The sequence below is a fragment of the Actinokineospora spheciospongiae genome (assembly GCF_003182415.1).
Classification (GTDB): domain Bacteria; phylum Actinomycetota; class Actinomycetes; order Mycobacteriales; family Pseudonocardiaceae; genus Actinokineospora; species Actinokineospora spheciospongiae.
This window is the reverse complement of the sequence record NZ_QHCP01000009.1, coordinates 209,215-234,831: the sequence shown is the minus strand read 5'-3', so window position 1 is coordinate 234,831 and position 25,617 is coordinate 209,215. Positions and strand designations below refer to the sequence as shown.

The following is a 25,617-nucleotide window of genomic DNA, read 5'->3' as shown; positions in this document are numbered from 1 at the left end:
CCACACCGCTCGGCTCCCTCGGGGCCGACGAGAACAAGGAGCAGACATGCGACTCCGGGGCCTCATGGTCGGCGCCGTGACCGCCGCCCTCGCCGTCTCGACGGCCGCGTGCGGCGGGTCGAGCGACACCTCGAACCAGCCGTCGGTCAACACCGACGTGACCTTCGAGTCCGGCACCACCATGGCCACGCTCAAGTCGGCGGGCAAGGTCAAGATCGGCACCAAGTTCGACCAGCCCCTGTTCGGCCTCAAGGGCCTCGACGGCAAGCCGACCGGCTTCGACGTCGAGGTCGCCAAGCTGATCGCGGCGAAGCTGGGCCTGGCCGCGGACAAGATCGAGTGGGTCGAGGCCCCCTCGAAGGTCCGCGAGGAGGTCATCGAGCAGGGCAAGGTCGACTTCGTGGTGGCGACCTACACCATCAACGACAAGCGCAAGGAGCGCATCTCCTTCGCCGGGCCGTACTACGAGGCGGGCCAGGACCTGATGGTCAAGTCCGACGACTCGGCCATCACCGGCCCGGAGGCCCTCAAGGCCGCCAACGCCAAGGTCTGCTCGGTCACCGGGTCCACCCCGGCCGAGAAGATCAAGGAGTACGCCGACCCGGCGAACATCGTGCTCTTCGACGTGTACTCCAAGTGCGCCGACGCGCTGCGCACCGGCCAGGTGCAGGCCGTGACCACCGACAACGTCATCCTGCTGGGCCTGGTCGACGGCTCGAAGGGCGACTTCAAGCTGGTCGGCAAGCCCTTCACCAAGGAGCCGTACGGCATCGGCATCAAGAAGGGCGACACCAAGTTCTGCGAGTTCATCAACAAGACGCTGACCGACGCGGTCGCCGACGGCAGCTACGACAAGGCGTGGAAGGACACCGCGGGCAAGGTCTCCCCGGAGGCCCCGAAGCTGCCCGCGCTGGGCACCTGCAGCTGACCACCGTTTGATCCCGTGCCCGGGGCGCCCGCCTTCCCGCCGGTCGGCAGGCGCCCCGAGCCGTGACCGGGCTCGGAGACCACGTTGAACGTCATCCTCGACAACTTCGCCTATTACCGGGACGGGTTCTTCACCACGCTGGAGTTCTGCGCCTACGCGCTCATCGGGTCACTGCTCCTCGGCACGATCATCGCCGCGTTCCGCGTCTCGCCCGTCCCGCCGCTGCGCTGGGTCGGCACCTCCTACGTGAACGTCTTCCGGAACTGCCCGTTGACCGTGGTGCTGTTCTTCTGCGCCTTCGGCCTGCCCGAGATCGGGGTCAACGGCAAGTACTTCTGGTTCGGCGTGGCCGGGCTGGTGCTCTACACCGCCGCGTTCGTCTGCGAGGCGGTCCGCGCGGGCATCAACTCGGTGCCCGCGGGCCAGGCCGAGGCGGCGCGCGCGGTGGGCCTGACCTTCACCCAGTCGCTGTCGAACGTCATCCTGCCGCAGGCGCTGCGCACCGTGGTGCCGCCGCTGGGCAGCGTCATCATCGCGATGGTGAAGAACTCCGCCATCGCGGGCGCCTTCGGCGTCGGCGGCGACCTGTTCTCGGTCAGCGACACGCTGACCAGCTCGCGCGGCGAGGCCATCCTGCCGGTGCTGATCGGTGTCGTGATCGGCTACCTGGTGATCACGATCCCCGGTGGCCTGCTGCTGAACCTGCTCGAGCGCAAGGTGGCGATCGCCCGATGAGCACCACGTCCGTCCTCTACGACGTCCCCGGCCCGCGCGCCAAGCGCCGGGTGCTGGTCCTCAGCGTCATCGCCGGGCTAGCCGTCCTCGCGGCGCTCGCCCTGGTGGGGATGCGGCTCAACGACCAGGACCAGTTCGCGCCGGAGAAGTGGGCGCCGCTGTTCGACCCGACCGACGAGCAGTTCCCGCTGGTGTGGGAGCGGATCGGCACCGCGCTCGGCGCCACGCTGACCGCCGCCGCGCTGGCGATGGTGTTCTCGCTGGTCATCGGCACCCTGCTGGCGGTCACCCGGGTCACCGCGGCCCGCTGGTACCGCTGGGCGGTGGTCGGGCTGATCGAGTTCCTGCGCGGCGTCCCGGTCGTCATCGCGATCTTCTTCGCCGCCCGCGTGCTGCCCACGCTGGGCGCGGACATGGACCCGCTGTGGTACCTGGTGATCGGCCTGACGCTCTACAACTCGGTGGTCATCGCCGAGATCGTCCGCGCGGGCATCAACTCGCTGCCGCGCGGGCAGAAGGAGGCGGCCGACTCGCTGGGCCTGACCCGGGGGCAGGTGCTGCGGCTGGTGCTGCTGCCGCAGGCGTTCCGGGCGATGCTGCCCGCGCTGATCAGCCAGCTGGTCGTGGTCCTCAAGGACACCTCACTGGGCTTCATCATCAGCTACGAGGAACTGGTGCGGGTGGCCGGGCAGATCAAGGAGGTGCTCAGCAACCCGATCCAGACCTACCTGCTGATCGCCGTCATCTTCATCGTGGTCAACTACGCGCTGAGCAGGCTCGCGGTCTACACCGAGCGCCGGTTGAGCCAGGGCAAGAAGACCGCCCGCAACGACGACGGGGAGGCGGCGATGCTGACCGCGACCGCGGTCGGGGGCGCCGGAACGGGCGCGGGGGCGGCAGGCGGCGGCTGATCGCCGCACAGCCGACAAAGCACGGTGGCCCGGTCCTCCTGGACCGGGCCACCGCTCTTTCCACGGAAGTCTCAGCCGCGCCGGAACAGCTTGTTGCCCAGCCACACGATCGGGTCGTACTTGCGGTCGGCGACGCGCTCCTTCATCGGGATCAGCGCGTTGTCGGTGATGGCGATGTGCTCCGGGCAGACCTCGGAGCAGCACTTGGTGATGTTGCAGAAGCCGAGGCCGTGCTCGTCCTGGGCGGCGGCGACGCGGTCGGCGGAGTCCAGCGGGTGCATCTCCAGCTCGGCCACCCGCATCAGGTAGCGGGGGCCGGCGAAGTTCTCCTTGTTCTCCTCGTGGTCGCGGACCACGTGGCAGGTGTTCTGGCACAGGAAGCACTCGATGCACTTGCGGAACTCCTGCGAGCGCTCCACGTCCACCTGCAGCATCCGGTACTCCCCCGGTGCCACGCCCGGCGGCGGCGCGAACGACGGGATCTCGCGGGCCTTGGTGTAGTTGAACGACACGTCGGTCACCAGGTCGCGGACGACCGGGAAGGTGCGCATCGGGGTGACGGTGACCGTCTCGTCCTCGGTGAAGGTGGACATCCGGGTCATGCACAGCAGCCGGGGGCGGCCGTTGATCTCCGCGGAGCAGGAGCCGCACTTGCCCGCCTTGCAGTTCCAGCGGACGGCCAGGTCGGGGGTCTGGGTGGCCTGGAGGCGGTGGATGATGTCGAGGACGACCTCGCCCTCGTTCACCTCGACCAGGTAGTCCCTCAGCTCGCCGTCGCTGTCGTCGCCGCGCCAGACCCTGAACTTCGCCTCGTAGGCCATCTCACTCCGCCCTTCCCGGGTGGGCGGCGAGTTCGCCACCGGTGTAGTACTTCTCCAGCTCCGGGAGTTCGAAGAGGGCCAGCAGGTCCTCGCGCATCGGCACCTGCTCCTTGCGCTCCACGGCGACCGCGTCCCCGTCGGTGGAGCACACCAGCAACGTGTTGCGCCACTGGGAGTCCATCGTCGGGTGGTCGTCGCGGGTGTGCCCGCCGCGGCTCTCGGTGCGGGTGAGGGCGGCGCGGGCCACGCACTCGCTGACCAGGAGCATGTTGCGCAGGTCGAGGGCCAGGTGCCAGCCGGGGTTGAACTGGCGGTGCCCCTCGACGACGAGGTTGGGCAGGCGGCGCTTGAGATCGTCCAGCGTGGCCAGCGCCCGCCGCATCTCGTCCGCCTTGCGGATGATGCCCACGAGGTCGTTCATGGACTGCTGGAGTTCGTTCTGCAACGTGTACGGGTTCTCCGCCGGACCGCCCACCTCCGGGTCGAACGGGTCGAGCGCCAGCGCCGCCGCCGCGTCGACCGCGTCCGGGGCCACCGCGGGCCGGGTGTCCAGGCCCGCCACGTAGGCGGCCGCACCCAGGCCCGCGCGCCTGCCGAAGACCAGCAGGTCCGACAGGGAGTTGCCGCCGAGGCGGTTGGAGCCGTGCATCCCGCCCGAGCACTCCCCCGCCGCGAACAGGCCGGGCACCGACGCCGCGCCGGTGTCCGGGTCGACCTCGACGCCGCCCATGACGTAGTGGCAGGTGGGGCCGACCTCCATCGGCTCGGCGGTGATGTCGACGTCGGCCAGTTCCTTGAACTGGTGGTACATCGACGGCAGCCTGCGGCGGATCTCCTCGGCGGGCAGCCTGCTGGCGATGTCGAGGAACACCCCGCCGTGCGGGGAGCCGCGCCCCTCCTTGACCTCGGTGTTGATCGCGCGGGCCACCTCGTCGCGGGGCAGCAGGTCGGGGGTGCGCCGGTTCTGCTCCTGGTCGGCGTACCAGCGGTCGGCCTCGTCCTCGCCCTCGGCGTACTGGCCCTTGAACACGTCCGGCACGTAGCCGAACATGAACCGCTCGCCGTCGCTGTTCTTGAGCACGCCGCCGTCGCCGCGCACGCCCTCGGTGACCAGGATGCCCTTCACGCTCGGCGGCCAGACCATGCCGGTGGGGTGGAACTGGACGAACTCCATGTTGATCAGCGTGGCGCCCGCGCGCAGCGCCAGCGCGTGCCCGTCGCCGGTGTACTCCCAGGAGTTCGAGGTGACCTTGAAGGACTTGCCGATGCCACCGGTCGCCAGCACCACGGCCGGGGCCTCGAACAGCACGAAGCGGCCGGACTCGCGCCAGTAGCCGAACGCCCCCGCGATCCGGTCGCCGTCCTTGAGCAGCTCGGTGACGGTGCACTCGGCGAAGACCTTGATCCGCGCCTCGTAGTCGCCCGATTCGGCGAAGTCCTCCTGCTGCAACGACACGATCTTCTGCTGCATGGTGCGGATCAGCTCGAGGCCGGTGCGGTCGCCCACGTGCGCCAGCCGGGGGTAGGTGTGCCCGCCGAAGTTGCGCTGGCTGATCCGGCCGTCGGGGGTGCGGTCGAACAGCGCGCCGTAGGTCTCCAGCTCCCACACCCGGTCGGGGGCCTCCTGGGCGTGCAGCTCGGCCATCCGCCAGTTGTTGAGGAACTTGCCGCCGCGCATGGTGTCGCGGAAGTGGACCTGCCAGTTGTCGTTGGGGTTGGCGTTGCCCATCGACGCCGCGCAGCCGCCCTCGGCCATCACCGTGTGCGCCTTGCCGAACAGCGACTTGCACACCACCGCGACGCTCAGGCCCCGCTCCCTGGCCTCGATCACCGCGCGCAGCCCCGCACCCCCGGCACCGATCACGACGACGTCGTAGGAGTGCCGCTCAACCTCGGTCATTGACGTCCTTTTCCTCAGATGATCCGCAGGTCGGAGATGGCGCCGCTGGCCACGAGCATCACGTAGAGGTCCGTGAGCACCAGGGTGCCCAGGGTCGTCCACGCCAACTGCATGTGGCGCGCGTTCAGCCGGGAGACGAGCGTCCAGGCGCGGTAGCGCACCGGGTGCTTCGAGAAGTGCTTGAGCCTGCCGCCGACGACGTGCCTGCACGAGTGGCACGACACCGTGTACGCCCACAGCAGGACCACGTTGACCAGCAGGATGACGTTGCCGAGGCCGAGGCCGTGGGTGAACGCCACGACGGCGTCGTAGGTGTTGACGACCGAGACGAGTACGGCGACGTAGAAGAAGTAGCGGTGCGCGTTCTGCACGACCAGCGGCAGCCGCGTCTCACCGGAGTAGCTGCCGTGCGGCTCGGCCACCGCGCAGGCGGGCGGCGACTGCCACACCGAGCGGTAGTAGGCCTTGCGGTAGTAGTAGCAGGTCAGCCGGAACCCCAGCAGGAACGGCAGCGCGATGAAGCCCAGCGGAACCCACCCGGGCAGCTCCGGCAGCGGGGTGCCGAAGTGGCTGGCCCCCGGCAGGCAGGAGTCGCTGAGGCACGGCGAGTAGAACGGCGTCAGGTACCCGTACTCGCCGACCCAGTACCACTTGCCCATGAACGACCTGATCGTCGCGTAGACGACGAAGGCCAGCAGGCCCAGGTTCGTCATCAGGGGCGGGAGCCACCACCGGTCGGTCCGCAGCGTGCGCGCGGTGATCTTCGCCCGGGTGGGGGCGCCAACGCCTGACGTCATGGATTCCTCGTCTTTGAGAAGTGGTCCGGGTCGGCGAGCGCCGGGTCAGCGCTGGTAGCCGCCGACCCCCTCGTCGTCGGCGCCCTGCCACAGCGCCGGGTCGTAGGGGGTGTCGGGGATGTGCACGAACTCCGTCTCGGCGAAGACGGGAACCCGGGGTGCGGGTGCCGCCGGGGCGGCCACCAGGTCACCGGCATCGATGTCGATGCGCTCCAGGTCGTTGGTCAGCCGTTGCACAGCGGGGACGTCGCCATAGCGGGCCCGCAGCGCCCCCACGCAGTGCCGCAGTTGTCCGATGGTCCGCTGCAGCTCGCTGAACTCCGTGCTCGTCATGTCGCACCTCCAGTACACCGATCCATTCGCGGCCTGTGGCCGATACGCCGTCGTACCGGTGCCGCTCCCCACCCACTTTTCCGGTCGAGAGCAGATGTGACAAGTACCACAGGGTTTTCGGGCGGAGGGCGCCACGCCCTCCAGGTGGCGCAAAAGCGCGTATGACGTGCACCACATGGCAGTCGCCCTCGACCCGGGGCTCCTCCTTGTTTCGCCTGGTCAGGTGATGAAAATGACGAGGCTGACCGGATGTGAAGCGCGCCACTGGCCGCCGTCGGAGGCAGGCGGTGGGGCGGTCGAAAAACAAGGGGGTCGGCGTCTCGCAGTGCGGGATGAGCGGGCTCGCTCAGGGCGCTCGGGGGTGCCCCTCGGGGTGGTCGACATCGCCTCGGGATCGCACCTCAAGGCACCCGACGCCCTGGAGGCGACCAAGGCGACAGACCGGGCGCAGGCAACCCCCACCCCGAGTGGTGCCTGCAAGCAGGCACCACTCGGGTGGACAGCAGCCGGGACAGGCGGCAACCCAGGCTGGCCAGCAGCCCAAGGCAAGCGACAACCAGGGCAGGCGGGCAACCCGGGCCGACCAGCAGCCAGAACAGGCGGCAACCCGGGCCGACCAGCGGCCAGAACAGGCGGCAGCCCAGGCCGGCCAGCAGCCCGAGGCAAGCGGGCCACCCAGGCTGGCCAGCAGCAGCCAGAACAAGCAGCAGCCCAGGCCAGTCGGCAGTCAGAACAGGCAGCAGTTCGGGGCAGCAGGCAGCCCGAGGCAAGCGGCGGCCAATGCAGGCAGCAGTCCGGGGCAGCAGGCAGCCCGGGGCAAGCGGCAACCGGGGCTGCCAGGAGGCCGGTGTGGGCGGCAGCCCCGGGGCGGGCAGTCGCGGGGACGCGGGCTGCCCGCCAGGGTGCGCTGCGGGTGGGATCGAGCGGGGTGGGTCAGTCGAGGTCGGCGGACCAGCCCGGGGTGTCCGCGTCCGCGTCGATGCCCTCGTTCTCCAGCTCACTGCGGACCACGCGGAAGGCGAGGCCCTCGGCGTAGCCGCGGCGGGCGAGCATGGCCACCAGCCTGCGCAGGCGGACCTGGGGGTCCTGCCCCCGGGTGCCGCCCAGCTTGCGGCGGACCAGGTCGTGGGCCCGGGACTCCTCGGCCTCGGCGTCGACCGCGGCCAGGGCCTCGGCGGCGGTGGTGTCGTCAACCCCCTTGCGGCGCAGCTCCTGGGCGATGGCGCGGCGGCCGAGGCCGCGGTGCCGGTGCCGCGCCTCGACCCACGACTCGGCGAACGCCTCGTCATTGATCAGGCCCGCCTTGTCGAACTTGCCCAGGACCACCTGGGCGACGTCCTCGGGGATCTCGCGGCGGAGCAGGGCCTGTTCGAGCTCGAGGCGGGTGTGGTCGCGCAGGGCCAGCAGCCGGTAGCAGATGTCCCGGGCGCGGGTGGCCGGGTCCTGCTCGTCGGCGGCGCGGGGGTGTTCCCGTGCGCCGGGGGCCCGGGAGGTCGAGTCGGTGCCCGACCCCCCGGTTCTGCGCGCGTACCGGCGTTCGGTCATGACGACCGGCCGATCAGAACTCGACTGGGGCGGCCGCCTCGACCGCGGGGGTCTCGTCGGCGTCGAGCTTGGCACCGATGCCGAGCTTGTCCTTGATGCGCTTCTCGACCTCGTTGGCCACGTCCGGGTTCTCCAGCAGGAACTTGCGGGCGTTCTCCTTGCCCTGCCCGAGCTGGTCGCCCTCGTAGGTGTACCAGGCACCCGACTTGCGCAGGATGCCCTGGTCGACGCCCATGTCGATGAGCGAGCCCTCGCGGCTGATGCCCTTGCCGTAGAGGATGTCGAACTCGGCCTGCTTGAACGGCGGGGCGACCTTGTTCTTCACGACCTTGACCCGGGTGCGGTTGCCGACCGGCTCGCCGCCGTCCTTGAGGGTCTCGATCCGGCGCACGTCCAGGCGCACCGAGGCGTAGAACTTGAGCGCCTTGCCACCGGTCGTGGTCTCCGGCGAGCCGAACATGACGCCGATCTTCTCGCGGAGCTGGTTGATGAAGATCGCGGTGGTGCCCGAGTTGCTCATCGCACCGGTCATCTTGCGCAGCGCCTGGCTCATCAGCCGGGCCTGCAGGCCGACGTGGCTGTCGCCCATCTCGCCCTCGATCTCCGCGCGCGGCACCAGGGCCGCCACCGAGTCGATGACCAGGATGTCGAGCGCGCCGGAGCGGATCAGCATGTCCGCGATCTCCAGCGCCTGCTCACCGGTGTCCGGCTGGGAGACCAGCAGGGCGTCGGTGTCGACGCCGAGGTTCTTGGCGTAGTCCGGGTCGAGCGCGTGCTCGGCGTCGATGAAGGCCGCGATGCCACCGGCGCGCTGGGCGTTGGCCACCGCGTGCAGGGCGACCGTCGTCTTGCCGGAGGACTCCGGGCCGTAGATCTCGATCACGCGGCCACGCGGCAGGCCGCCGATGCCCAGCGCCACGTCCAGCGCGATGGCGCCGGTGGGGATGACCTGGACGGGGGCGCGCCCCTCCTCGCCGAGGCGCATCACCGAGCCCTTGCCGAAGTTCTTGTCGATCTGGGCCAAGGCGAGTTCGAGCGCCTTGTCCCGGTCGGGTGCTGCTGGTGCCATCTTCGATCCACCTCGAGTCTGTTTCGTACTCACGCCGTCGACGCTACGGGCAGGGTCTGACGATTTCCGGCAGGCACCGCCGTCTGTGGACAACTCGGCCGTCGGATCTGCGCTGTGCCGGTCAGGGTAGCGAACACGTGTTCGATCGGCGGCACCGACACACCCGGTCGGGGTCAGCGGCGCTCGACTGGGACCTCGAAGGCGTCGCAGACGGCCTGCCAGATGTCCTTGGTCGGCAGGCCCGCGTCGAGGGCCTGGTCGACGGTCCGGCCGCCGAGGGCGGCGAAGACGTGGTCGTGGGCGATGGTGTCGGCCCGGAGCGCGCCGAACTCCTCGGCGAGCCGGGCTCGGAAAGCGGTGATGCGCATCGGTGCCCAGTCTACGGCCGGCAGGATGGGGGCATGCTGCTGCTCGCGATCGACCAGCCCACGGCCGCCGAGGGCCTCTGGCTCGACATCGGCGTCGCCGCGAGCTGCGTGGCCGCGCTGGTGTTCGGGATCGCCTGGTTCGTCCGCAACCGGCGGCGGTAGGTCAGGTGCCGGGCTGGACGCGCTGGGCGAAGTAGTCCGCCAGCGCGTCCGGGGTGAGTTCGGCGGACTCGTCGCCGCCGGAGCGGGAGAGCCAGCCGACCAGCGGGCGGCCCTCGACGGTGAACACCAGCACCCCGGTACCGCCGCTGACCCCGGCCCGGTACTTCCCGTCCAGGCCGTTGCCGTGCCAATCGGCCAGCACGTGCTCGCCCTCGGTCATCTCGCCGAGTTCGGCGCGCAGCACGCCCTGGACCTCGTCGGGTGAGCCGACCTGGGCGTAGCTGACGGTGTAGGAGTCCGGCAGCGCGCAGGTGACGTCGGCCGCGGCGTCGGCGTCGGCGGCCTGGCACCGGTTGCCGTCCGGCACCGCCCCGGCCAGTTGCCGCAGGCACGCGGTGAAGCCCTGCGCGTCCCGGGCACCCGCGGTCCGGCACGACTCGGCGGTGGGCAGGTCGTCGCCGGAGGTGAACAGGAAGATCCCGCCCACGACGGCCAGCGCGAGGACCACCGCGGCGGCCACCCCGACGAGGACCCCGGGCCGCTTGCCGCCCGGCCGGGGCGGGGTGGGGAAGTCGTTCTGCCGCGGCGGGGTGGGGAAGTTGGCCTGCTGCGGGAAGCCCTGCGGGGTGGCCGGGAAACCGCCGGTCGGCAGCGGTTGCGCGGCGGTCTGCGGCCCGGGGTTCGGCGGCTGCGGCGCGTGCGGGGGCTGCTGGGTGGGGAAGGGCCCCGAGCCGGGCTGGGCGGAGCCGGGCGCGACACCCGCGGTGCGCAGGCTGATGCCCTCCTGGGTCACCTGGTGCGCGCCGAGGGCGACCGCGGTCTCCGGCTGGTCGAGGCTGGTCGGCACGATCCGCAGTTGCTCGGCGATCAGCGTCGCCACCAGCGGGATGCGGCTGGAACCGCCGACGAGGTAGACGCCGCCGAGGCGGTCCGGGCCGAGCCCGGTGGCGCGGATGGTCGACGACAGCAGCTCCACGCTGCGCAGCAGGCTCGGCCGGATCAGCGCCTCCAGCTCGGCGCGGGTGACCAGCACGTCGTCGAACGGCTCCGGCATCGGCACCTCGGTCTGCGGGTGCCGCGACAGCGCCTCCTTGGCCGCCTTCACGTCCTCCTGCAGGGCGCGGCGGGCGCGGCGATCGGCCGTGGACTCCGGGCGCAGCAGGTGCTGCCAGCCGCGCGGGTCGCGGTGCGAGACCTGGCGGCCGACGTGCTCGAGCAGGGTCTGGTCGACGTCCATGCCGCCGAGGTCGTGCAGGCCGTCCTCGGCGAGCACGGCGAACCCGGCCTGGGTGGCGGCCACGACGGCGACGTCGAAGGTGCCCGCGCCCAGGTCGTAGACGGCCAGCGCCTGCCCGGGGCGCAGGGTGTGCCCGAGCGAGGCGAAGTGCGCGGCGGCGGCGACCGGCTCGGGCACCAGCACCAGCGCCGAGCCCAGGCCCGCGAGCCGGGCGGCGGTGAGCAGCACGTTGCGCCGGACCGGGCCCCACTGCGCCGGGTGGGTCAGCCGGACCTCGTCGGGGGCGCCGCCGCCGAGCTGGCGGGAGGTCTCGTCGGCGACCCGCTTGAGCACCGCGGCCAGCGCCTCCGACACCGGGACGACGGTGTCGCCGAGCAGCAGCGTGCCGTCGTCGATGCGGCGCTTGGGGTTCGGCTCGAACCGGGACGGGTCGAGGCGGGCGCGGCGCTCGGCGTCGCGGCCGACGACCAGCCCGCCGTCCTCGGCGGCGAAGACCGCCGACGGCATCGTGGCGGAACCGTCCACTTCGATCACCCGGGGTGGGCGGCCGTGCGCGGAGAGCACCGCGACGGTGTTGGACGTGCCGAGGTCGACGGACAGAACCCGCATGTTTCCCTCCGGATCGGGGACGGGTTCAGTCTGGCACAGGCGGTCCGGGGGCTCCCGCCGGTTCAGCCGCCCGGTTTGACGCTGTTGTTGAAGTAGTCGATCAGGCTCGTGTCGGAGGCGGCGCTCAGGTTCAGCACGGCGCCCAGCAGCGGGCTGTCGTCCACGGTGAACAGCAGCAGGCCCTGCCCGCCGACCTCGACGGAGTAGTACGTCCCGGACAGCCCGGAACCGCTCCAGGTCGCGGTCTCGGCCTGCGACCTCGACACCCCCATCTCGGAGAAGGCGCTGTCGACGTTGGACGACACCGCGGCCTGGTTGGGGAACTGGTAGTAGATGGCGTAGTAGCCCTCGGCGAGGGTGCAGGTCGCGGCGGTGGCGCCGGGGGTGTTGACGACCTCGCCGTTGAGGCTCATGCCCGCGGTGCACTCGCCGGAGGCGACGGACCCGGCCAGGGTGCGCATGCACGGGGTGAAGCCCTGCGCGTCGGTCTTGGTGTCGCTCGCGCAGTCCTCGACCCCACCGCCGCCGGATGTGGCGAGCACGATGCTGACCACGGCGATGAGCACCACCAGGCCGACCGAGCCCAGGATGATCCACAGCTTCGCCGGGTTCGACCCCTGCCGCTGCTGCGGGAACTGCGGCATCGGTGGCCGCTGCCGCATCTGCTGCTGCGGGTGCCCGGACTGCGGCAGCGGACCGGACGGCGGCGCCTGCTGCACCGGCAGCGGACCGGACCGGGGCTGCTGGGCGCCCTGGTGCGGCGCCTGCTGCTGGTTCTGCGCGGGGATCGGCCGCGACGGCGGGTTCTGCGCCGGGCGCTGCTGCTGCGGGTTCGTCGGGAACTTGGGGTGCCGCACGGTCGCGGTGGCGCCGCTGCCCGCGGTGAACCCGCTGGTGCGCGGCGGGATGACCGCGCGGGTGCGGGCCACGGCGTCGAGCGCGCCGCTCATGTCGCCGGTGCGCATGGTGATGCCCTCCTGCGGCACGTGGTGCGCGCCCAGGGCGACGGCGGTCTCCGGCTGGTCGAGGCTGGTCGGGACGACCCGCAGTTGCTCGGCGATCAGCGTCGCCACCAGCGGGATGCGGCTGGAACCGCCGACGAGGTAGATGCCGACGAGCTGATCGGGGGTCATGCCGGTGGAGCGGATGGTCGCGGCGAGCAGTTCGACGCTGCGCAGCATCCCCGGGCGGATCAGCGCCTCCAGCTCGACCCGGGTGACCAGGACGTCCTCGAACGGCTCCGGCAGCGGGACCTCGGTCTGCGGGTGCCGCGACAGCGCCTCCTTGGACGCCTTGACGTCCTCGCGGAGCGCGCGCTGGGCGCGCCGGTCGCCGGTGGAGGTGGGGCGCAGCAGGCGTTGCCAGCCCGCCGGGTCCCGGTGCGACACCTGGCGGCCGACGTGTTCGAGCAGGGCCTGGTCGACGTCGAGGCCGCCGAGGTCGGGCAGACCGGCCTCGGCGAGGACGGCGAACCCGGTCTGGGTGGCGCCGACGATGGCCACGTCGAAGGTGCCCGCGCCGAGGTCGTAGACGGCCAGCGCCTGCCCGGAGCCGAGCTTCTGCCCGGGGAAGGAGGCGAAGTGCGCGGCGGCGGCGACCGGTTCGGGCACCAGCACCAGGTTGGACCCCGCGCCCGCCTGCCGGGCCGCGGACAGCAGCACGTTGCGCCGGACCGGGCCCCACTGCGCCGGGTGGGTCAACCGGACCTCGTCGGGCTTGCCGCCGCCGAGCTGGCGGGTGGTCTCGTCGACGACGCGGCGCAGCACGCCCGCGAGCGCGTCGGTGACCGGCACGACGGTGTCGCCGAGCAGCAGCGTGCCCTCGTCGACGCGGCGCTTGGGGTTGGGCTCGAACCGGGCCGGGTCGAGGCGGGCGCGGCGCTCGGCGTCGCGGCCGACGACCAGGGTCCCGTCCTCACCGGCGAACACCGCCGACGGCATCATCGAGGAGCCGTCGACGTCGACCACGCGCGGCGGACGGCCGTGCGCGGACAGCACGGCGACGGTGTTCGACGTGCCGAGATCCACCGACAGGACGTTCACTGCTCTCCCCTCATCACCAACCCGGACACCGCTGACCCCCCGGGTTGTGTCGCTGATGCTCCCACGAGCGATACGGGTGACGGCCCCGGTCCGTCGATCTCACCGGGGCCGTCGGGATCGCCGCAGCTCAGCGGACGAGGGGAGCCCGCCGACCGCGGGACCGGTCGGCGGGCTCGTCCCGGTCAGGGCAGGGTGATGAGGCCTTCCCCGAGCAGGAAGTCGCGGGCGACCTCCACCGGGTCGGCGCCGTCGACGTCCACTCGGGCGCTGAGCCGCTGCATCGTCTCGTTGTCGAGGCGCTCGACCAGCGGTTGGAGGATCGGGCGCAGTTGCGGGTGTTCGGCGAGGAAGTCGGTGCGGATGACCGGCGCGACGTTGTACTGCGGGAAGAACTTGCGGTCGTCCTCGATGATGGCGAGGTCCAGGGCCAGGTTCCGGCCGTCGGTCGTGGTGACCTCGCCGATGGCGCAGGCCCCGTTGGCCAGCGCCTGGTACACCGCGCCCGCGCCGAAGATCTTCACGTTGCCCGGCGGCACCGAGAACCCGTAGGCCTTCTGCACCCCGGGGAACCCGTCGTCGCGGCTGGTGAACTCCGTCTCCAGGCAGAACACGCCCTGGCCCGGGTCCTGCCGGATGACCTCCGCGAGCTGGCTGGTGGTCTTGATCCCCAACTCCTCGGCGACCGGTTTGCGCATGGCGAACGCGTAGGTGTTGTTCAGCTCCGCGTAGTCGAGCCACTCCAGGCCGTTGGCGCGGTCGGCTTCCCGGACCGCCTCGAACTGCTCGCGCTCGTCGGGGATCGGCGTGCTCCGCGCCAGGTAGCTGACCCAGGCGGTGCCGGTGTACTCCCACTGCACGTCGATGTCGCCGGAGAGCAGCGCCTGCCGCGAGCTGTTGGAGCCCTGGATGTTGGTCAGGTCGACCACGTCGGCGCCCGCGGCGGCGAGCACGAACTCGGTGAGGTGGCCGATGATGATCTGCTCGGTGAAGTCCTTGGACCCCACCACGATCCGCACGTCGGTCAGGTCGGCCCGCACCGCCTCCGGTCCGGGCAGGACGTCCAGCGGGAGGGCGAAGTTGCTCTCCAGGCCGCAGCCGGCGAGCAGCCCGCAGGCCGCGGCGACGGCGGCCAGCCTGAGCCCGGTGTTCGGCTTGGGCATCAGCGCAGTCCCTTCGGTCCGAGCCCGCGCTCGGCGACCGCGCCGAGCCAGTCCACCAGCAGCGCCAGGCCGACGGCCAGCACCGCGCCGGTGACCAGGACGGTCGGCCGGTTGAGCTTGTAGCCGGTGTCGATGAGCAGGCCGAGGCCGCCGCCGTTGACGAACGCGCCGAGGGTGGCGGTGCCCACCGCGAGCACCAGCGAGGTGCGCAGCCCGGCCAGGATCAGCGGCACGGCCAGCGGCAGCTCGATGCGGCGCAGCACGGCACCGCCGGACATGCCGATGCCGCGACCCGCCTCCACCAGCGCCGGGTCGACCGACTGGATGCCGACGACGGTGTTGCGCAGCACCGGGAGCAGCGAGTAGAGCGCGATCGGCAGCGCCGCGGCCCACAGCCCCTCCCACTCGGTCCACAGGAAGAACAGCACCAGCACGCCCACCGCGGGCGCTGCCTGCCCGACGGTGGCGATGCCGAGCACGACCGGTGCCGCCCAGCGGGCCCAGCGGCGGGTGACCGCGACGCCCACCGGCACCGCGACCGCGAGCACCAGCGCGGTGACGACGACCGACAGGACCAGGTGGTCCCAGGTGTCGCGGAGCAGCTTCGCGGCGTTGATGTTGGCGCGCTCGATGGAGTCGAGGTCGCGGGTGAACGCCCAGGCCAGCACCCCGCCGACGAGCAGCACGACGGCGACGGGCTGCCCGAGCAGCCGCATCCGGTCCGCCCGCCGGGCGCGGGCCTCCAGGGCGGTCACGGGGTCACCCCCTCGCCGTCCGCCCGCGGGCCGGTGTGGTCGTCACCGTGATTGTCACTGTGGTCGTCACCGTGATTGTCACCGTGATTGTCGCTGTGCTCCTCGCGCAGCGCGGCGATGGCGTCGGTGACCGTGCCCAGCCCGATGGTGCCCAGGTACTCGCCCCGGGAACCGGTGACCGCGGCGTTGCCGCCCTCGGTGAGGATGGCCTCCAGCGCGTCCTGGAGGGTGGACTGCACCGAGACCGAGTCGCCGACCGGCTTGCCCGCCCCGGCCAGCGAGGTGGCCGCGTTCAGGTCGCGCACGTGCACCCAGCGGACCGGCCGGTTGCGCCGGTCGAGCACCAGGGCGAACTTCGTCCGGCTCTCCGCGAGCTTGCCCCGCAGCTCCGGCACCGGGTCGTCGACGCCCGCGGTGACCACGCCGGTGCGGTCGATCTCGACGTCGCGCACGCGCAGCAGGGTGAGCTGCTTGAGCGAGGCGCCCGCGCCGACGAAGCCCGCGACGGTGTCGTCGGCCGGGTTGGCCAGGATGGCCTCGGGGGTGTCGAACTGCAGCACCTTCGACCGCGGCCCGAGCACGGCGATGCGGTCGCCGAGCTTGACCGCCTCGTCGAAGTCGTGGGTGACGAACACGATGGTCTTGCCCAGTTCCGATTGCAGGTTGAGCAGCTCGTCCTGCAGGTTGCCCCGGGTGATCGGGTCGACCGCGCCGAACGGCTCGTCCATCAGCAGCACCGGCGGGTCGGCGGCGAGCGCGCGGGCCACCCCGACGCGCTGCTGCTGGCCGCCGGAGAGCTGCCGGGGGAAGCGGTCGGCGAACTCGGCGTCCAGGCCGACCAGGTCCAGCATCTCGGCGGTGCGGTCGGCGGTCCTGGCCCGGTCCCAGCCGAGCAGGCCGGGCACCATGCCGATGTTCTGGGCCACGGTCAGGTGCGGGAACAGGCCCGCCTGCTGGATGGCGTAGCCGATGCCGCGGCGCAGCCTGTCCGGGTCCATCGACAGCACGTCGGCGCCGCCCACGGTGATCGTCCCGGAGGTCGGCTCGATCAGCCGGTTGATCATCTTCATGGTGGTGGTCTTGCCGCAGCCGGACGGCCCCACGAAGACGGTGATCCGCCCGGCGGGCAGCACGATGCTGACGTCCTCGACCGCCGCCTCCCGCTGCCCCGGGTAGTGCTTGGTGACGTGGTCGAGCGTGATCTCCACACCCGACCGCTCGCCGACGCTGTGCTGCTCAGTCACGGATTCCCCTTGAAACGGTCAGTCGGCCGACGAGCACGAAGACCCCGTCGACCAGCAGTGCGAGCACCACGATCCCGAGCGTGCCCGCCAGGGCCTGGTTGGTTGCGTTGGCGCTGCCCGCGCGGGCCAGCCCGGAGAAGATCTCGGTGCCCAGACCGGGCCCCTTGGCGTACGCGGCGATCGCCGCGATGCCCATCAGGAGCTGGGTGCTGACCCGGATGCCCGTCAGGATCGCGGGCCAGGCCAGCCGCAGCTCGACGCGGGTGAGCACGCGCAGCCGGTTCATCCCGATGCCGCGCGCCGCGTCGGTGATCGCGGAGTCCACACCGGACAGCCCGACGATGGTGTTGCGGACGATGGGCAGCAGGGCGTAGAGCACCAGCGCCACCACCGTCGGCGGGACACCGAGGCCGAGGACCGGGATCAGCAGGCCGAGCAGGGCGAACGACGGCACCGTCAGGATGGCGCTGGTGAGCGCCGTGGCGAGCGCCGAGCCCGCCGGGCTGCGGTACACGGCCACGCCCAGCGCGACGCCCGCGACCGCGGCGATGATCGTGCACTGGATGACCGCGCTCGCGTGCAGAGCGGCCTCGGGCAGGAGTCGATCCCATCGCTGGACGATGAAGTCCCACAGGTCCACCGGCCACCTCCCTTCGTTTGACCGAGCAACCTTCCCTACTCGCGGCCGGTGGGCAACTCACCGTCCACAGGGTCAGCCTGGCAGCCGCCCGCGGGCCTGTGGATGGTTTCGGGCGAATGTCGGTGTCTTCGGCGACCATGGGCCCATGCCAGCCGACGCGCTCGACCTGTTCACCCCGGCCACCCGCCAGTGGTTCACCGGGGCGTTCGCCGCGCCAACGGACGCCCAGGCAGGGGCTTGGCGGGCGGCCGCCGCGGGCGAACACGCGCTGGTGGTCGCCCCGACCGGCTCCGGCAAGACCCTGGCCGCCTTCCTGTGGGCCCTCGACCGGCTCGCCGAGAGCGGTCCGCCGGAGGAGCCCAAGCACCGCTGCCGTGTGGTGTACGTCTCACCGCTGAAGGCGCTGGCGGTGGACGTGCAGCGCAACCTGCGGGCGCCGCTGGCCGGGATACGGCAGGCCGCGCACCGGCTGGGCGCCCCGGAGCCGGACATCACCGTCGGCACCCGCACGGGTGACACCCCGGCCGACGAGCGCCGGGCGTTCGCCCGCACCCCGCCGGACGTCCTGGTGACCACCCCGGAGTCGCTGTTCCTGATCCTCACCTCGGCCGCGCGGGAGTCGCTGCGCGGGGTGCGCACGGTGATCGTCGACGAGGTGCACGCGGTGGCGGGCGCCAAGCGCGGCTCGCACCTGGCGCTGTCGCTTGAACGGCTGGACGCGCTGCTGGAGCGGCCCGCCCAGCGCATCGGGCTGTCGGCGACGGTGCGGCCGGTGGAGGAGGTCAGCTCGTTCCTCGGCGGTGGCAGGCCGGTGACGCTGGTGCAGCCGAAGCTCGCCAAGACGATCGAGGTCGGCGTCGAGGTGCCGGTGGAGGACATGTCCGCGCTGACCGAGCAGCCGCGCGCGGTCCCGGACGACCCGGACTCCCCCGAGGCGCCGCAGCAGGCCTCCATCTGGCCGATGGTGGAGCGGCGGGTGCTGGAGCTGGTCCGCGCGCACCGCTCCACGATCGTGTTCGCCAACTCCCGGCGGCTGGCCGAGCGGATGACCGCCCGGCTCAACGAGCTGGCGAGCGAGGAGGCCCCGGTCCCGGCGAGGTTCCCGGCCGAGGCGATCGGGCAGTCCGGGCAGAGCACCGGGGCGGAACCGGTGGTCGCCAGGGCGCACCACGGGTCGATGTCGCGCGAGCAGCGCACCCTGGTGGAGGAGGACCTCAAGTCCGGGCGGCTGCCGTGCGTGGTGGCCACCTCGTCGCTGGAGCTGGGCATCGACATGGGCGCGGTCGACCTGGTGGTGCAGATCGAGGCGCCGCCGACGGTGGCCGCCGGGTTGCAGCGGGTCGGGCGGGCCGGGCACCAGGTGGGCGCGGTGTCGCGCGGGGTGATGTTCCCGAAGTTCCGCGGCGACCTGGTGTCCTGCGCGGTGGTGGCGGAGCGGATGTCGGCGGGGGCGATCGAGGCGGTGCGCTACCCGCGCAACCCGCTCGACGTGCTGGCCCAGCAGGTCGTGGCGATGGTGGCGCTGGAGCCGTGGGCGGTCACCGACCTGGCGGCACTGGTGCGCCGGGCCGCGCCGTACGCGTCGCTGCCGGACTCCGCGCTGTACTCGGTGCTGGACATGCTGTCCGGGCGCTACCCGAGCGAGGAGTTCGGCGAGCTGCGGCCCCGGGTGACCTGGGACCGGCTGACCGGTGAGCTGCGCGGTCGGCCGGGGGCGCAGCGGCTGGCGGTCACCTCCGGCGGCACCATCCCCGACCGCGGGCTGTTCACCGTGATGACCCCGCCGAACGAGCGCGGCGCGGGCTCGCGGGTCGGCGAGCTGGACGAGGAGATGGTCTACGAGTCCCGGGTGGGCGACACGTTCCTGCTCGGCACCTCGTCCTGGCGGGTGCAGGAGATCACCCACGACCGGGTGATCGTCACCCCCGCACCGGGTGAACCGGCGCGGATGCCGTTCTGGAAGGGCGATTCCCCGGGCAGGCCGCTGGAACTGGGCCGGGCGCTGGGCAAGTTCGTCCGCGAGGTGTCCTCGATGGACGGCGAGCGGGCCAGGGTGCGCACCGCGGCGGCCGGGCTGGACGCGTGGGCGAGCGACAACCTGCTGGCGTACCTGGGCGAGCAGCGGGACGCCACCCGGCACGTCCCCGACGACCGGACGCTGCTGGTGGAGCGGTTCCGCGACGAGCTGGGCGACTGGCGGCTGGTGGTGCACTCGCCGTTCGGCGCGCAGGTCAACGCGCCGTGGGCGCTGGCGATCGCGGCCAGGCTGCGCGAGCGCCGGGGGGTGGAGGCGCAGATCGCGCACGCCGACGACGGCATCGTGCTGCGGCTGCCGGACGCGGTCGACGACACCGGGCAGGAGGTGGTGGCGGGCGCGGAGGACGTGCTGCTGGAACCGGACGAGGTCGAGCAGGTCGTGGTGGCCGAGGTGGGCGGCTCGGCGCTGTTCGCGGCCCGGTTCCGCGAGTGCGCGGCCCGGTCGCTGCTGCTGCCCAAGCGCGACCCGCGCAGGCGGTCCCCGCTGTGGCAGCAGCGGCAGCGCTCGGCGCAACTGCTGTCGGTCGCGGCGAAGTACGAGCAGTTCCCGGTCGCCCTGGAGGCGATGCGCGAGTGCCTGCAGGACGTGTACGACATCGCGGGCCTGCGCGAGCTGATGGCCGACGTGCGCGGGCGCAAGGTGCGGGTGGTGGAGGTGGAGACCCCGTCCCCGTCGCCGTTCGCCCGCAGCCTGCTCTTCGGCTACGTCGGGATGTTCCTCTACGGCGACGACGTCCCGCTGGCCGAGCGGCGGGCGGCGGCGCTGTCGCTCGACAGCGCGCTGCTGGCGGAGCTGCTCGGCTCGGAGGCGATCCGCGAACTGCTCGACCCGGGCGTCCTCGACGAGGTCGAGCGCTCCCTGCAACGGCTCGACCCGGCGCGGCACGCCCGCCACGCCGAGGACGCCGCCGACCTGCTCCGCTTCCTCGGCGACCTGTCCGAGGCCGAAGCCGCCGAACGCGGGGTGCGCCCGGAGTGGCTGACCGAGCTGACCGACGCGCGCCGCGCCCTGCGGGTCCGGATCGCGGGCGTCGAGCGCTACCTCGCGGTGGAGGACGCGGGCCGGGTCCGCGACGCATTGGGCACCGCGTTGCCGGTGGGCGTGCCGGAGGTGTTCACCGAACCGGTCGCCGACCCGCTGGGCGACCTGCTGTCCCGGTACGCGCGGACCCACGGGCCGTTCCCGGCCGTCGAGGCGGCGACCCGCTTCGGCCTGGGCGTGTCCGTGGTGACCGGTGTCCTGGAACGCCTGGCGGGCAGTGGGCGGCTGGTCCGCGGCGAACTGCGCCCGGGCGGCACCCACACGGAGTACTGCGACGCGGACGTGCTGCGCCGGATTCGGCGCGGGTCGCTGGCCAAGCTGCGGGCCGAGGTCGAACCGGTGGAGCAGGCCGCCCTCGGGTGGTTCCTGCCCGGCTGGCACGGCATCGGCCGCGGCAGGCGCTCCACCCCGTCCGCCGACGACGTGCTGTCCGTCGTGGAACAGTTGGCCGGGGCACCGCTGCCCGCGAGCGCGCTGGAGTCGTTGGTGCTGCCCTCGCGGCTGCCCGGCTACTCCCCCGCGCTGCTCGACGAGCTGACGGCGGCCGGGGAGGTCACCTGGTGCGGCAGCGGAGCGCTCGCGGGCGGGGACGGGTGGGTCGCCTTGGCGCCGACCGACGTGGCGGACCTGCTGCTGCCGGACGTGGAGGAGGCCGTGCCGGACACCCCGCTGCACGCGGCGGTCCTGTCGTCCCTGGACGGTGGAGCCCTGTTCTTCCGCCAGGTCGCGGACCGCACCGGCGCGGTGCTGCTGGATGGCGGCGCGGGAGCACCGTCCGACCCGGACGTGGTCTCGGCCCTGTGGGACCTGGTGTGGGGCGGCCTCATCACGAACGACACGATCGCCCCCCTCAGGGCACTGGTGTCGGGAAGGGGCGCGGCGCACAAGCCCCGCGCCACCGCCCCCCGGGGCCGGTACGCCCGCCTGCGGACGGCGCGACCGGCGATGCCGAGCCGATCCGGCCCACCCACCGCGGGCGGCAGGTGGTCCCTGGTGGTCCCCCGAGAACCGGACGCGACACGCCGGGCCCACGCCAGGGCGGAGGCGTTCCTGGAACGACACGGCGTGCTGACGCGCGGCGCACTGGACACCGAGCGGGTCGTCGGCGGGTTCAGCGGGGTGTACAAGGTGCTGCGGGCCATGGAGGAATCCGGCCAGATCGTGCGCGGGTACGTGGTGGAGGGCCTGGGGGCGGCCCAGTTCGCGGCCCGGGGAGCCGTCGACCGGCTGCGCTCCCTGTCCCGAGTGGACTCCACCGAGGTGGGCGAGGCCGTGGTGCTGGCAGCCGCGGACCCGGCCCAACCATATGGAGCGGCACTGGGCTGGCCCACGGTCCTCGGCGAGGGGAAGCACCGCCCCGGGCGGAAGGCCGGGGCACTGGTGGTCCTGGTGGACGGAGTGCCCGCCCTGTACGTGGAGCGCGGTGGCCGTTCACTGCTGTCGTTCACGGAAGACGCGGCGGTGTTGCGAACAGGCGCCGAGGGGTTGTCACGGGCCGTGCGGGAGGGGTGGCTGGGCGCGCTGTCGGTGCAGAAGGCCGATGGGGAAGTGGCGTTGACGTCCGCACTGGGAGACGTACTGCGGGAGGTGGGATTCCGGGCGACACCGAAGGGGTTGCGGCTGCGGGCTTGAGCCCCTGCGCCGGGGCTGGCGGCCCGCGCCGACGACGTGCCTTGGTTGCGCGCGGCAGAGGCGCATCGCTTCGGTTGGGCTGCTTGGGTTGCGCCGCTTGGGTTGCGCAGCAGGCTCACCCGGCGATCTCGGCTTGCACCAGGTGTGCCACGTTCTCCATGCCCAGGGCGTTGGGGTGGACGGGGGCGGCGTTGACGACGTCGACGATGCCTTCGATCCAGCGGGTGCCGGGGGCGGTGCAGGCCTCGTGGCCCTCGGAAGCGGTGCGGGTGTCGACGAAGGTGGCGTTGTTGGCGGCGGCGGTGGCGGTGGCGGCGAGGATGCGGGCGAAGGAGCGTTCCTTGGCCGCGAGGTAGGGGAAGTCGTTCTCGGCGACGATGGCCTTGTTGGGGTTGGCGGGGTCGCAGGCGGCCTTGGTGGCCGGGAGGATGGCCTGGTAGCCGACGAGGACGACCTCGGCGTTCGGGGAGCGGTGGTGGACGCCCTGGAGGACTGCGGCGATCTTGGGGGCCTTCTCGGCGAAGGTCCGCTCCAGTTGGTCCACACCGCCTGCGGTGTAGTGGTCGGTGCAGGGGTGGCCGGTGGGGTCGGACGCCGCCAGGGTGACGCAGGTCCCGATGATGCCCCCGAAGCCCACGTCGTTGCCACCGATTCCCACTGTCACCAGGGTTGTGTCGGCGGTGAGGGCGTCGAATTGGGGGGCGGCGGAGCCTTGCGGGCCCTCCATGTTCGCGGTGACCGCCCCGCTGCAACTGACGTCGACGAACTCGGCGGGGTGGGTGGCCTGGGCCAGCAGGGAGGGGTAGTTGTGGTCCGAGCGGGCGCAGGCACCGCCGCTCTGGGTGGGGATGCCGGGGCCCGCCGTGAAGGAATCGCCCAGGGCCACGTACCTGGTCGCCGTGTCCTGCGGTTGGGCCGCGCCCGCGAAGGGGGCCGCGACCAGCGCTGTGGCGGCCACGCCCGCCGCGACGGTCAGGGCCGCGCCTGCGCCCAGCAGTGTTCGGGACTTCGCCGTGCCGAACCGCGAGAAAATCACGACTGACCTCCACAACCCGGGAATTGGTGCCGGACCTGTAGGTTTCTTCCCCGCCCGCGCGGAAGTCAACCGGCGCCCGGGGGAAATCGGGGGAATCGGCCCTGGGGCGACAAAGTTCTTCGCCGCTTTGCTCGCGGGGAGACAATGGTGGGTGGGAAGGCCCACGGGGCGGCCTCGACAGGTCTGGTCTGCGAGGTGCCAGGGTTCCTGGGAGCCCGAGTGGCGCCCGGTCAGGCGACGAGCCCCCGGGTCAGCGGGAGGTGAGGACGCAGAACTCGTTGCCCTCCGGGTCAGCCAGCACCACCCACGGCACGTCGCCCTGGCCGATGTCGAGGGGGGTGGCGCCCAGGTCGCGCAGGCGGGCGACCTCGGCGAGCTGGTTCTCCCCCGGGTGCGCGGCGACGTCGATGTGCAGGCGGTTCTTGGTCGACTTCGGCTCGTCGAGGGCGAGGAACTCCAACCACGGGCCCCGGCCGTCGGCGGCGCGGAGGGAGGCCACGGTGCGGTCGTCGCGGACGATGCGGTGGCCGGTGGCGGCGGCCCAGAAGTCGGCCAGGGCGTTGGGATTGGCGCTCTGGACGATGATGGCCGCGACCGAACCGGTGTCGGCGTACTCCGGGCGCGGGTCGAGGACGCAGAACTCGTTGCCCTCCGGGTCCGCCAACACCACCCACGGCACGTCGCCCTGACCGATGTCGGTCGGGGTGGCGCCCAGGGCGACCGCCCGGTCCACCAGGGCCAGTTGGTCGGCGGTGGAGACGCTGGGCAGGTCCAGGTGCCAGCGGTTCACCCCCACCTTGACCCGGGCACCCGGGTCGACCGGGACGAAGACCAGGTCGGCCTGCCAGCCGTCCTCGGCCGGGGCGCGCACGTCGACCTCGTCGGGGGTGGTGGCGGTGATCGACCAGCGCAGCAGTTCGGCCCAGAAGCGGGCGAGCGCGGCCGGGTCGGCGGCGTCGACCACGAGGTTGACCATGCGGGTGGGCATGGGGCGGACGCTAGTGCAGCGCGGGGCCGACCGATAGCCGGTTCCGGTGCGACCACCACCCCGGAACCAGCGCGGGAACGGGCGTGGCTCGGACCCGGCTCAGTCAGGGCCGCAGGCGGTGTTGTCGGCGGCCGCTCAGGTGCGCACCCGGGCGGGCAGCAGGCGGAACTCGTTGCCCTCCGGGTCGACGAAGGCCAGCGCACCGTCCGGGTCCGGGCCGCCGGGCAGCTCGGTGGCGCCCAGTGCGATCAGCCGGGCCGCCTCGGCGTCGCCGTCCGGGCGGTCGGCGAGAACCGCCACGTCGAACCGGATGCGGTTCGGGCCGCGCTTGGTGTCGGGCACCCGCAGGAACTCCAGCCACGGGCCGCTGGTGCCCGCCGAGCGCAGCGCCGCCGCCCCCGCACCGGTGTGCACGCTGGGCCAGCCGGTGGCCGCAGCCCAGAAGCCCGCCATCGCCGCCGGGTCCGCTGAATCCACGACCAGCGCGGCCAGCGGACCGGTGCGCTGGTACAGGTCGCCGGGCTCCAGGATGCAGAACTCGTTGCCCTCGGGGTCGTGGAAGACCGTCCACGGCACCTCCGGGCCCTGCCCGACCCGGCCCTCGCGGGCACCCACGTCGACCGCCAGGGAGGTGAGGACCTGGTACTCGTGCGGGCTCTCGGTCGCCAGGTCCACGTGGATGCGGTTCTTGGCGGACTTGGCCGAGGGGACCCGCCGGAACACCAGATCGATGCCGCTGCCGCCGACGTCGGGGGCGAGGAGGCGGTAGCCGCCGTCGCGCTCCGGGGTCGCGGTCCCGCCGAGCATGATGTACCAGAACTGGGCGACCGCGGCCGGGTCGGTCGCGTCGATCACGAGACTCGCCAACCGGGTGGACATGGCCGACACGGTAGCCGCGTTTCCCGGGGGGCCGCCGGGCAACACCGGTCACCTGCGGTGATGCGCGCGTGCTCCGAGCGGTGCCCGGGGCACCGGGCACCGCTCGGGCACCGGACCGGCGCGGGACCGATCCTGGCGGGTGGCTCGGATTTTCCGGTGGTGTCCGGGTGGGTTTGCTCGGCCGTTCCCCGGTTCAGAGGCTGGTTTTGTCGCTGGGGTGCCTGGGTGGGCGTGTTTGGCCGTGTCTTCGAGCCGCGGGGTTTTGGTGGGTGTGCGCGGGCAGGGGGATGTGCTCGGCCGAGCCCGGGACTTCGTGGGTGGTGCCCGGCTGGGTGGATGTGTTTGGCCGGGGCCCCTATGGCGATCATGTGCTCCAGTGCGTCAGGTGGGGCTGAAAAGATGCCCCACCGCCCAGGCAGGCTGTCACATGATCGCCACCCCCGGCCAAACACATCCACCCACCCGGGCAGTCCGCTCGCCAGGCCGGCGGTTCCCGGGGCGGTCGGCTGGCCGAGCGCATCCATCCACCCGGGCATTCGCTCGCCAGGCCGGCGGTTTTCGGGGTGGCCGGTTGGTGGCTGCGCCAGTGGCATTCGGGTGGCTGGTAGCCGGGCCGACGGTTCCTGGGGTGGTCGGCTGGACAAGCGCATCCACCCAGCCGGGTATTCGCTCGCGCGGCCGCCGGTTTCTTGGCTGGCTGGTTGTTGTTGCGTCAGTGGGGTAACAGATGGCGGGTGGCCGCGCGGG

At 72.4% G+C, this 25,617-nt stretch carries 21 protein-coding genes; 5 read left to right on the top strand and 16 right to left on the bottom strand.

The window, feature by feature from the left end; genetic code table 11:
* Positions 1-46 precede the first annotated feature (46 nt).
* The 3 genes from DFQ13_RS23405 (at position 47) to DFQ13_RS23395 (ending at position 2,574) form a co-directional block, all read left to right on the top strand.
* Positions 47-928: a glutamate ABC transporter substrate-binding protein gene (locus tag DFQ13_RS23405; RefSeq protein WP_035290248.1), complete on the top strand. Its 882-nt coding sequence runs from the start codon at positions 47-49 to the stop codon at positions 926-928.
* 84 nt (positions 929-1,012) lie between these two features.
* The gene (locus tag DFQ13_RS23400; protein WP_035290251.1) at positions 1,013-1,663 is read left to right on the top strand and encodes an amino acid ABC transporter permease; all 651 of its coding nucleotides are present in this window, start codon (positions 1,013-1,015) and stop codon (positions 1,661-1,663) included.
* Positions 1,660-2,574 carry an amino acid ABC transporter permease gene (locus tag DFQ13_RS23395; RefSeq protein ID WP_110081353.1) on the top strand — a complete coding sequence of 305 codons (915 nt, stop codon included), beginning with the start codon at positions 1,660-1,662 and terminating at the stop codon, positions 2,572-2,574. The genes DFQ13_RS23400 and DFQ13_RS23395 overlap by 4 nt, the downstream gene beginning before the upstream one ends.
* Positions 2,575-2,645: 71 nt before the next feature.
* On the opposite strand, the gene DFQ13_RS23390 is transcribed toward DFQ13_RS23395, so the two are convergent.
* From DFQ13_RS23390 to DFQ13_RS23360, 7 genes are all read right to left on the bottom strand, one after another.
* Positions 2,646-3,395 (bottom strand): succinate dehydrogenase/fumarate reductase iron-sulfur subunit, encoded by a 750-nt coding sequence (locus DFQ13_RS23390; RefSeq protein WP_110081352.1) that lies wholly within the window; start codon positions 3,393-3,395, stop codon positions 2,646-2,648.
* Between the two features lies 1 nt (position 3,396).
* Positions 3,397-5,295, bottom strand: coding sequence for a fumarate reductase/succinate dehydrogenase flavoprotein subunit (locus DFQ13_RS23385; RefSeq protein WP_110081351.1), 1,899 nt, complete (start codon positions 5,293-5,295; stop codon positions 3,397-3,399).
* Positions 5,296-5,309: 14 nt separating this feature from the next.
* On the bottom strand, positions 5,310-6,092 hold the full coding sequence (locus DFQ13_RS23380) for a hypothetical protein (protein ID WP_035290261.1): 783 nt from the start codon (positions 6,090-6,092) through the stop codon (positions 5,310-5,312).
* Between the two features lie 45 nt (positions 6,093-6,137).
* Entirely contained in the window at positions 6,138-6,425 is a 288-nt protein-coding gene (locus DFQ13_RS23375; RefSeq protein WP_035290264.1) for a hypothetical protein, read from the bottom strand.
* Between the two features lie 933 nt (positions 6,426-7,358).
* The gene (locus tag DFQ13_RS23370) at positions 7,359-7,970 is read right to left on the bottom strand and encodes a regulatory protein RecX (RefSeq protein WP_110081350.1); all 612 of its coding nucleotides are present in this window, start codon (positions 7,968-7,970) and stop codon (positions 7,359-7,361) included.
* Between the two features lie 13 nt (positions 7,971-7,983).
* Positions 7,984-9,039 carry a recombinase RecA gene (gene recA / locus DFQ13_RS23365; protein ID WP_035290269.1) on the bottom strand — a complete coding sequence of 352 codons (1,056 nt, stop codon included), beginning with the start codon at positions 9,037-9,039 and terminating at the stop codon, positions 7,984-7,986.
* 173 nt (positions 9,040-9,212) lie between these two features.
* Positions 9,213-9,407 carry a DUF3046 domain-containing protein gene (locus DFQ13_RS23360; RefSeq protein WP_035290272.1) on the bottom strand — a complete coding sequence of 65 codons (195 nt, stop codon included), beginning with the start codon at positions 9,405-9,407 and terminating at the stop codon, positions 9,213-9,215.
* Between the two features lie 33 nt (positions 9,408-9,440).
* Between DFQ13_RS23360 and DFQ13_RS35675 the strand changes: the two genes are divergently transcribed.
* Positions 9,441-9,569 carry a hypothetical protein gene (locus DFQ13_RS35675; RefSeq protein ID WP_267880633.1) on the top strand — a complete coding sequence of 43 codons (129 nt, stop codon included), beginning with the start codon at positions 9,441-9,443 and terminating at the stop codon, positions 9,567-9,569.
* Position 9,570: 1 nt separating this feature from the next.
* On the opposite strand, the gene DFQ13_RS23355 is transcribed toward DFQ13_RS35675, so the two are convergent.
* The 6 genes from DFQ13_RS23355 to DFQ13_RS23330 all read right to left on the bottom strand — a co-directional run bounded on the left by DFQ13_RS23355 (position 9,571) and on the right by DFQ13_RS23330 (position 17,256).
* Positions 9,571-11,415, bottom strand: a complete 1,845-nt coding sequence (locus DFQ13_RS23355; protein ID WP_110081349.1) for an Hsp70 family protein — start codon at positions 11,413-11,415, stop codon at positions 9,571-9,573.
* A gap of 62 nt (positions 11,416-11,477) precedes the next feature.
* Complete coding sequence (locus tag DFQ13_RS23350; protein WP_110081348.1) at positions 11,478-13,457, bottom strand: Hsp70 family protein; 1,980 nt, start codon at positions 13,455-13,457, stop codon at positions 11,478-11,480.
* Between the two features lie 182 nt (positions 13,458-13,639).
* Positions 13,640-14,617: a glycine betaine ABC transporter substrate-binding protein gene (locus DFQ13_RS23345; RefSeq protein ID WP_110081347.1), complete on the bottom strand. Its 978-nt coding sequence runs from the start codon at positions 14,615-14,617 to the stop codon at positions 13,640-13,642.
* Positions 14,617-15,333, bottom strand: coding sequence for an ABC transporter permease (locus tag DFQ13_RS23340; protein ID WP_052022080.1), 717 nt, complete (start codon positions 15,331-15,333; stop codon positions 14,617-14,619). Before DFQ13_RS23340 ends, DFQ13_RS23345 begins: the two co-directional genes overlap by 1 nt.
* Before the next feature lie 35 nt (positions 15,334-15,368).
* Positions 15,369-16,616 (bottom strand): ABC transporter ATP-binding protein, encoded by a 1,248-nt coding sequence (locus DFQ13_RS23335; RefSeq protein WP_219994605.1) that lies wholly within the window; start codon positions 16,614-16,616, stop codon positions 15,369-15,371.
* On the bottom strand, positions 16,609-17,256 hold the full coding sequence (locus DFQ13_RS23330) for an ABC transporter permease (protein WP_035290286.1): 648 nt from the start codon (positions 17,254-17,256) through the stop codon (positions 16,609-16,611). Before DFQ13_RS23330 ends, DFQ13_RS23335 begins: the two co-directional genes overlap by 8 nt.
* A gap of 145 nt (positions 17,257-17,401) precedes the next feature.
* On the opposite strand from DFQ13_RS23330, the gene DFQ13_RS23325 reads away from it, so the two are divergent.
* Entirely contained in the window at positions 17,402-21,967 is a 4,566-nt protein-coding gene (locus tag DFQ13_RS23325; protein WP_110081345.1) for an ATP-dependent helicase, read from the top strand.
* A 115-nt stretch (positions 21,968-22,082) separates the two neighbouring features.
* Here the strand turns inward: DFQ13_RS23325 and DFQ13_RS23320 are convergent, their stop codons facing one another.
* The 3 genes from DFQ13_RS23320 to DFQ13_RS23310 all read right to left on the bottom strand — a co-directional run bounded on the left by DFQ13_RS23320 (position 22,083) and on the right by DFQ13_RS23310 (position 24,870).
* A complete protein-coding gene (locus DFQ13_RS23320) occupies positions 22,083-23,003 on the bottom strand; it encodes an SGNH/GDSL hydrolase family protein (protein WP_233438539.1) in 921 nt (306 codons plus the stop codon).
* 250 nt (positions 23,004-23,253) lie between these two features.
* A complete protein-coding gene (locus DFQ13_RS23315; protein ID WP_110081344.1) occupies positions 23,254-23,991 on the bottom strand; it encodes a VOC family protein in 738 nt (245 codons plus the stop codon).
* A 135-nt stretch (positions 23,992-24,126) separates the two neighbouring features.
* On the bottom strand, positions 24,127-24,870 hold the full coding sequence (locus DFQ13_RS23310) for a VOC family protein (protein WP_035290330.1): 744 nt from the start codon (positions 24,868-24,870) through the stop codon (positions 24,127-24,129).
* Positions 24,871-25,617: the final 747 nt, after the last annotated feature.

Bases quoted from the DNA above. Each gene is read 5' to 3' on its own strand.
- DFQ13_RS23380 (WP_035290261.1), bottom strand. From the start codon at position 6,092: ATGACGTCAGGCGTTGGCGCCCCCACCCGGGCGAAGATCACCGCGCGC.
- DFQ13_RS23360 (WP_035290272.1), bottom strand. From the start codon at position 9,407: ATGCGCATCACCGCTTTCCGAGCCCGGCTCGCCGAGGAGTTCGGCGCG.
- DFQ13_RS23390 (WP_110081352.1), bottom strand. From the start codon at position 3,395: ATGGCCTACGAGGCGAAGTTCAGGGTCTGGCGCGGCGACGACAGCGAC.
- DFQ13_RS23395 (WP_110081353.1), top strand. From the start codon at position 1,660: ATGAGCACCACGTCCGTCCTCTACGACGTCCCCGGCCCGCGCGCCAAG.
- DFQ13_RS23325 (WP_110081345.1), top strand. From the start codon at position 17,402: ATGCCAGCCGACGCGCTCGACCTGTTCACCCCGGCCACCCGCCAGTGG.
- DFQ13_RS23345 (WP_110081347.1), bottom strand. From the start codon at position 14,617: ATGCCCAAGCCGAACACCGGGCTCAGGCTGGCCGCCGTCGCCGCGGCC.
- DFQ13_RS23405 (WP_035290248.1), top strand. From the start codon at position 47: ATGCGACTCCGGGGCCTCATGGTCGGCGCCGTGACCGCCGCCCTCGCC.
- DFQ13_RS23355 (WP_110081349.1), bottom strand. From the start codon at position 11,415: ATGCGGGTTCTGTCCGTCGACCTCGGCACGTCCAACACCGTCGCGGTG.
- DFQ13_RS23385 (WP_110081351.1), bottom strand. From the start codon at position 5,295: ATGACCGAGGTTGAGCGGCACTCCTACGACGTCGTCGTGATCGGTGCC.
- DFQ13_RS23310 (WP_035290330.1), bottom strand. From the start codon at position 24,870: ATGTCCACCCGGTTGGCGAGTCTCGTGATCGACGCGACCGACCCGGCC.
- DFQ13_RS35675 (WP_267880633.1), top strand. From the start codon at position 9,441: ATGCTGCTGCTCGCGATCGACCAGCCCACGGCCGCCGAGGGCCTCTGG.
- recA (WP_035290269.1), bottom strand. From the start codon at position 9,039: ATGGCACCAGCAGCACCCGACCGGGACAAGGCGCTCGAACTCGCCTTG.
- DFQ13_RS23315 (WP_110081344.1), bottom strand. From the start codon at position 23,991: ATGCCCACCCGCATGGTCAACCTCGTGGTCGACGCCGCCGACCCGGCC.
- DFQ13_RS23370 (WP_110081350.1), bottom strand. From the start codon at position 7,970: ATGACCGAACGCCGGTACGCGCGCAGAACCGGGGGGTCGGGCACCGAC.
- DFQ13_RS23340 (WP_052022080.1), bottom strand. From the start codon at position 15,333: ATGCGGCTGCTCGGGCAGCCCGTCGCCGTCGTGCTGCTCGTCGGCGGG.
- DFQ13_RS23375 (WP_035290264.1), bottom strand. From the start codon at position 6,425: ATGACGAGCACGGAGTTCAGCGAGCTGCAGCGGACCATCGGACAACTG.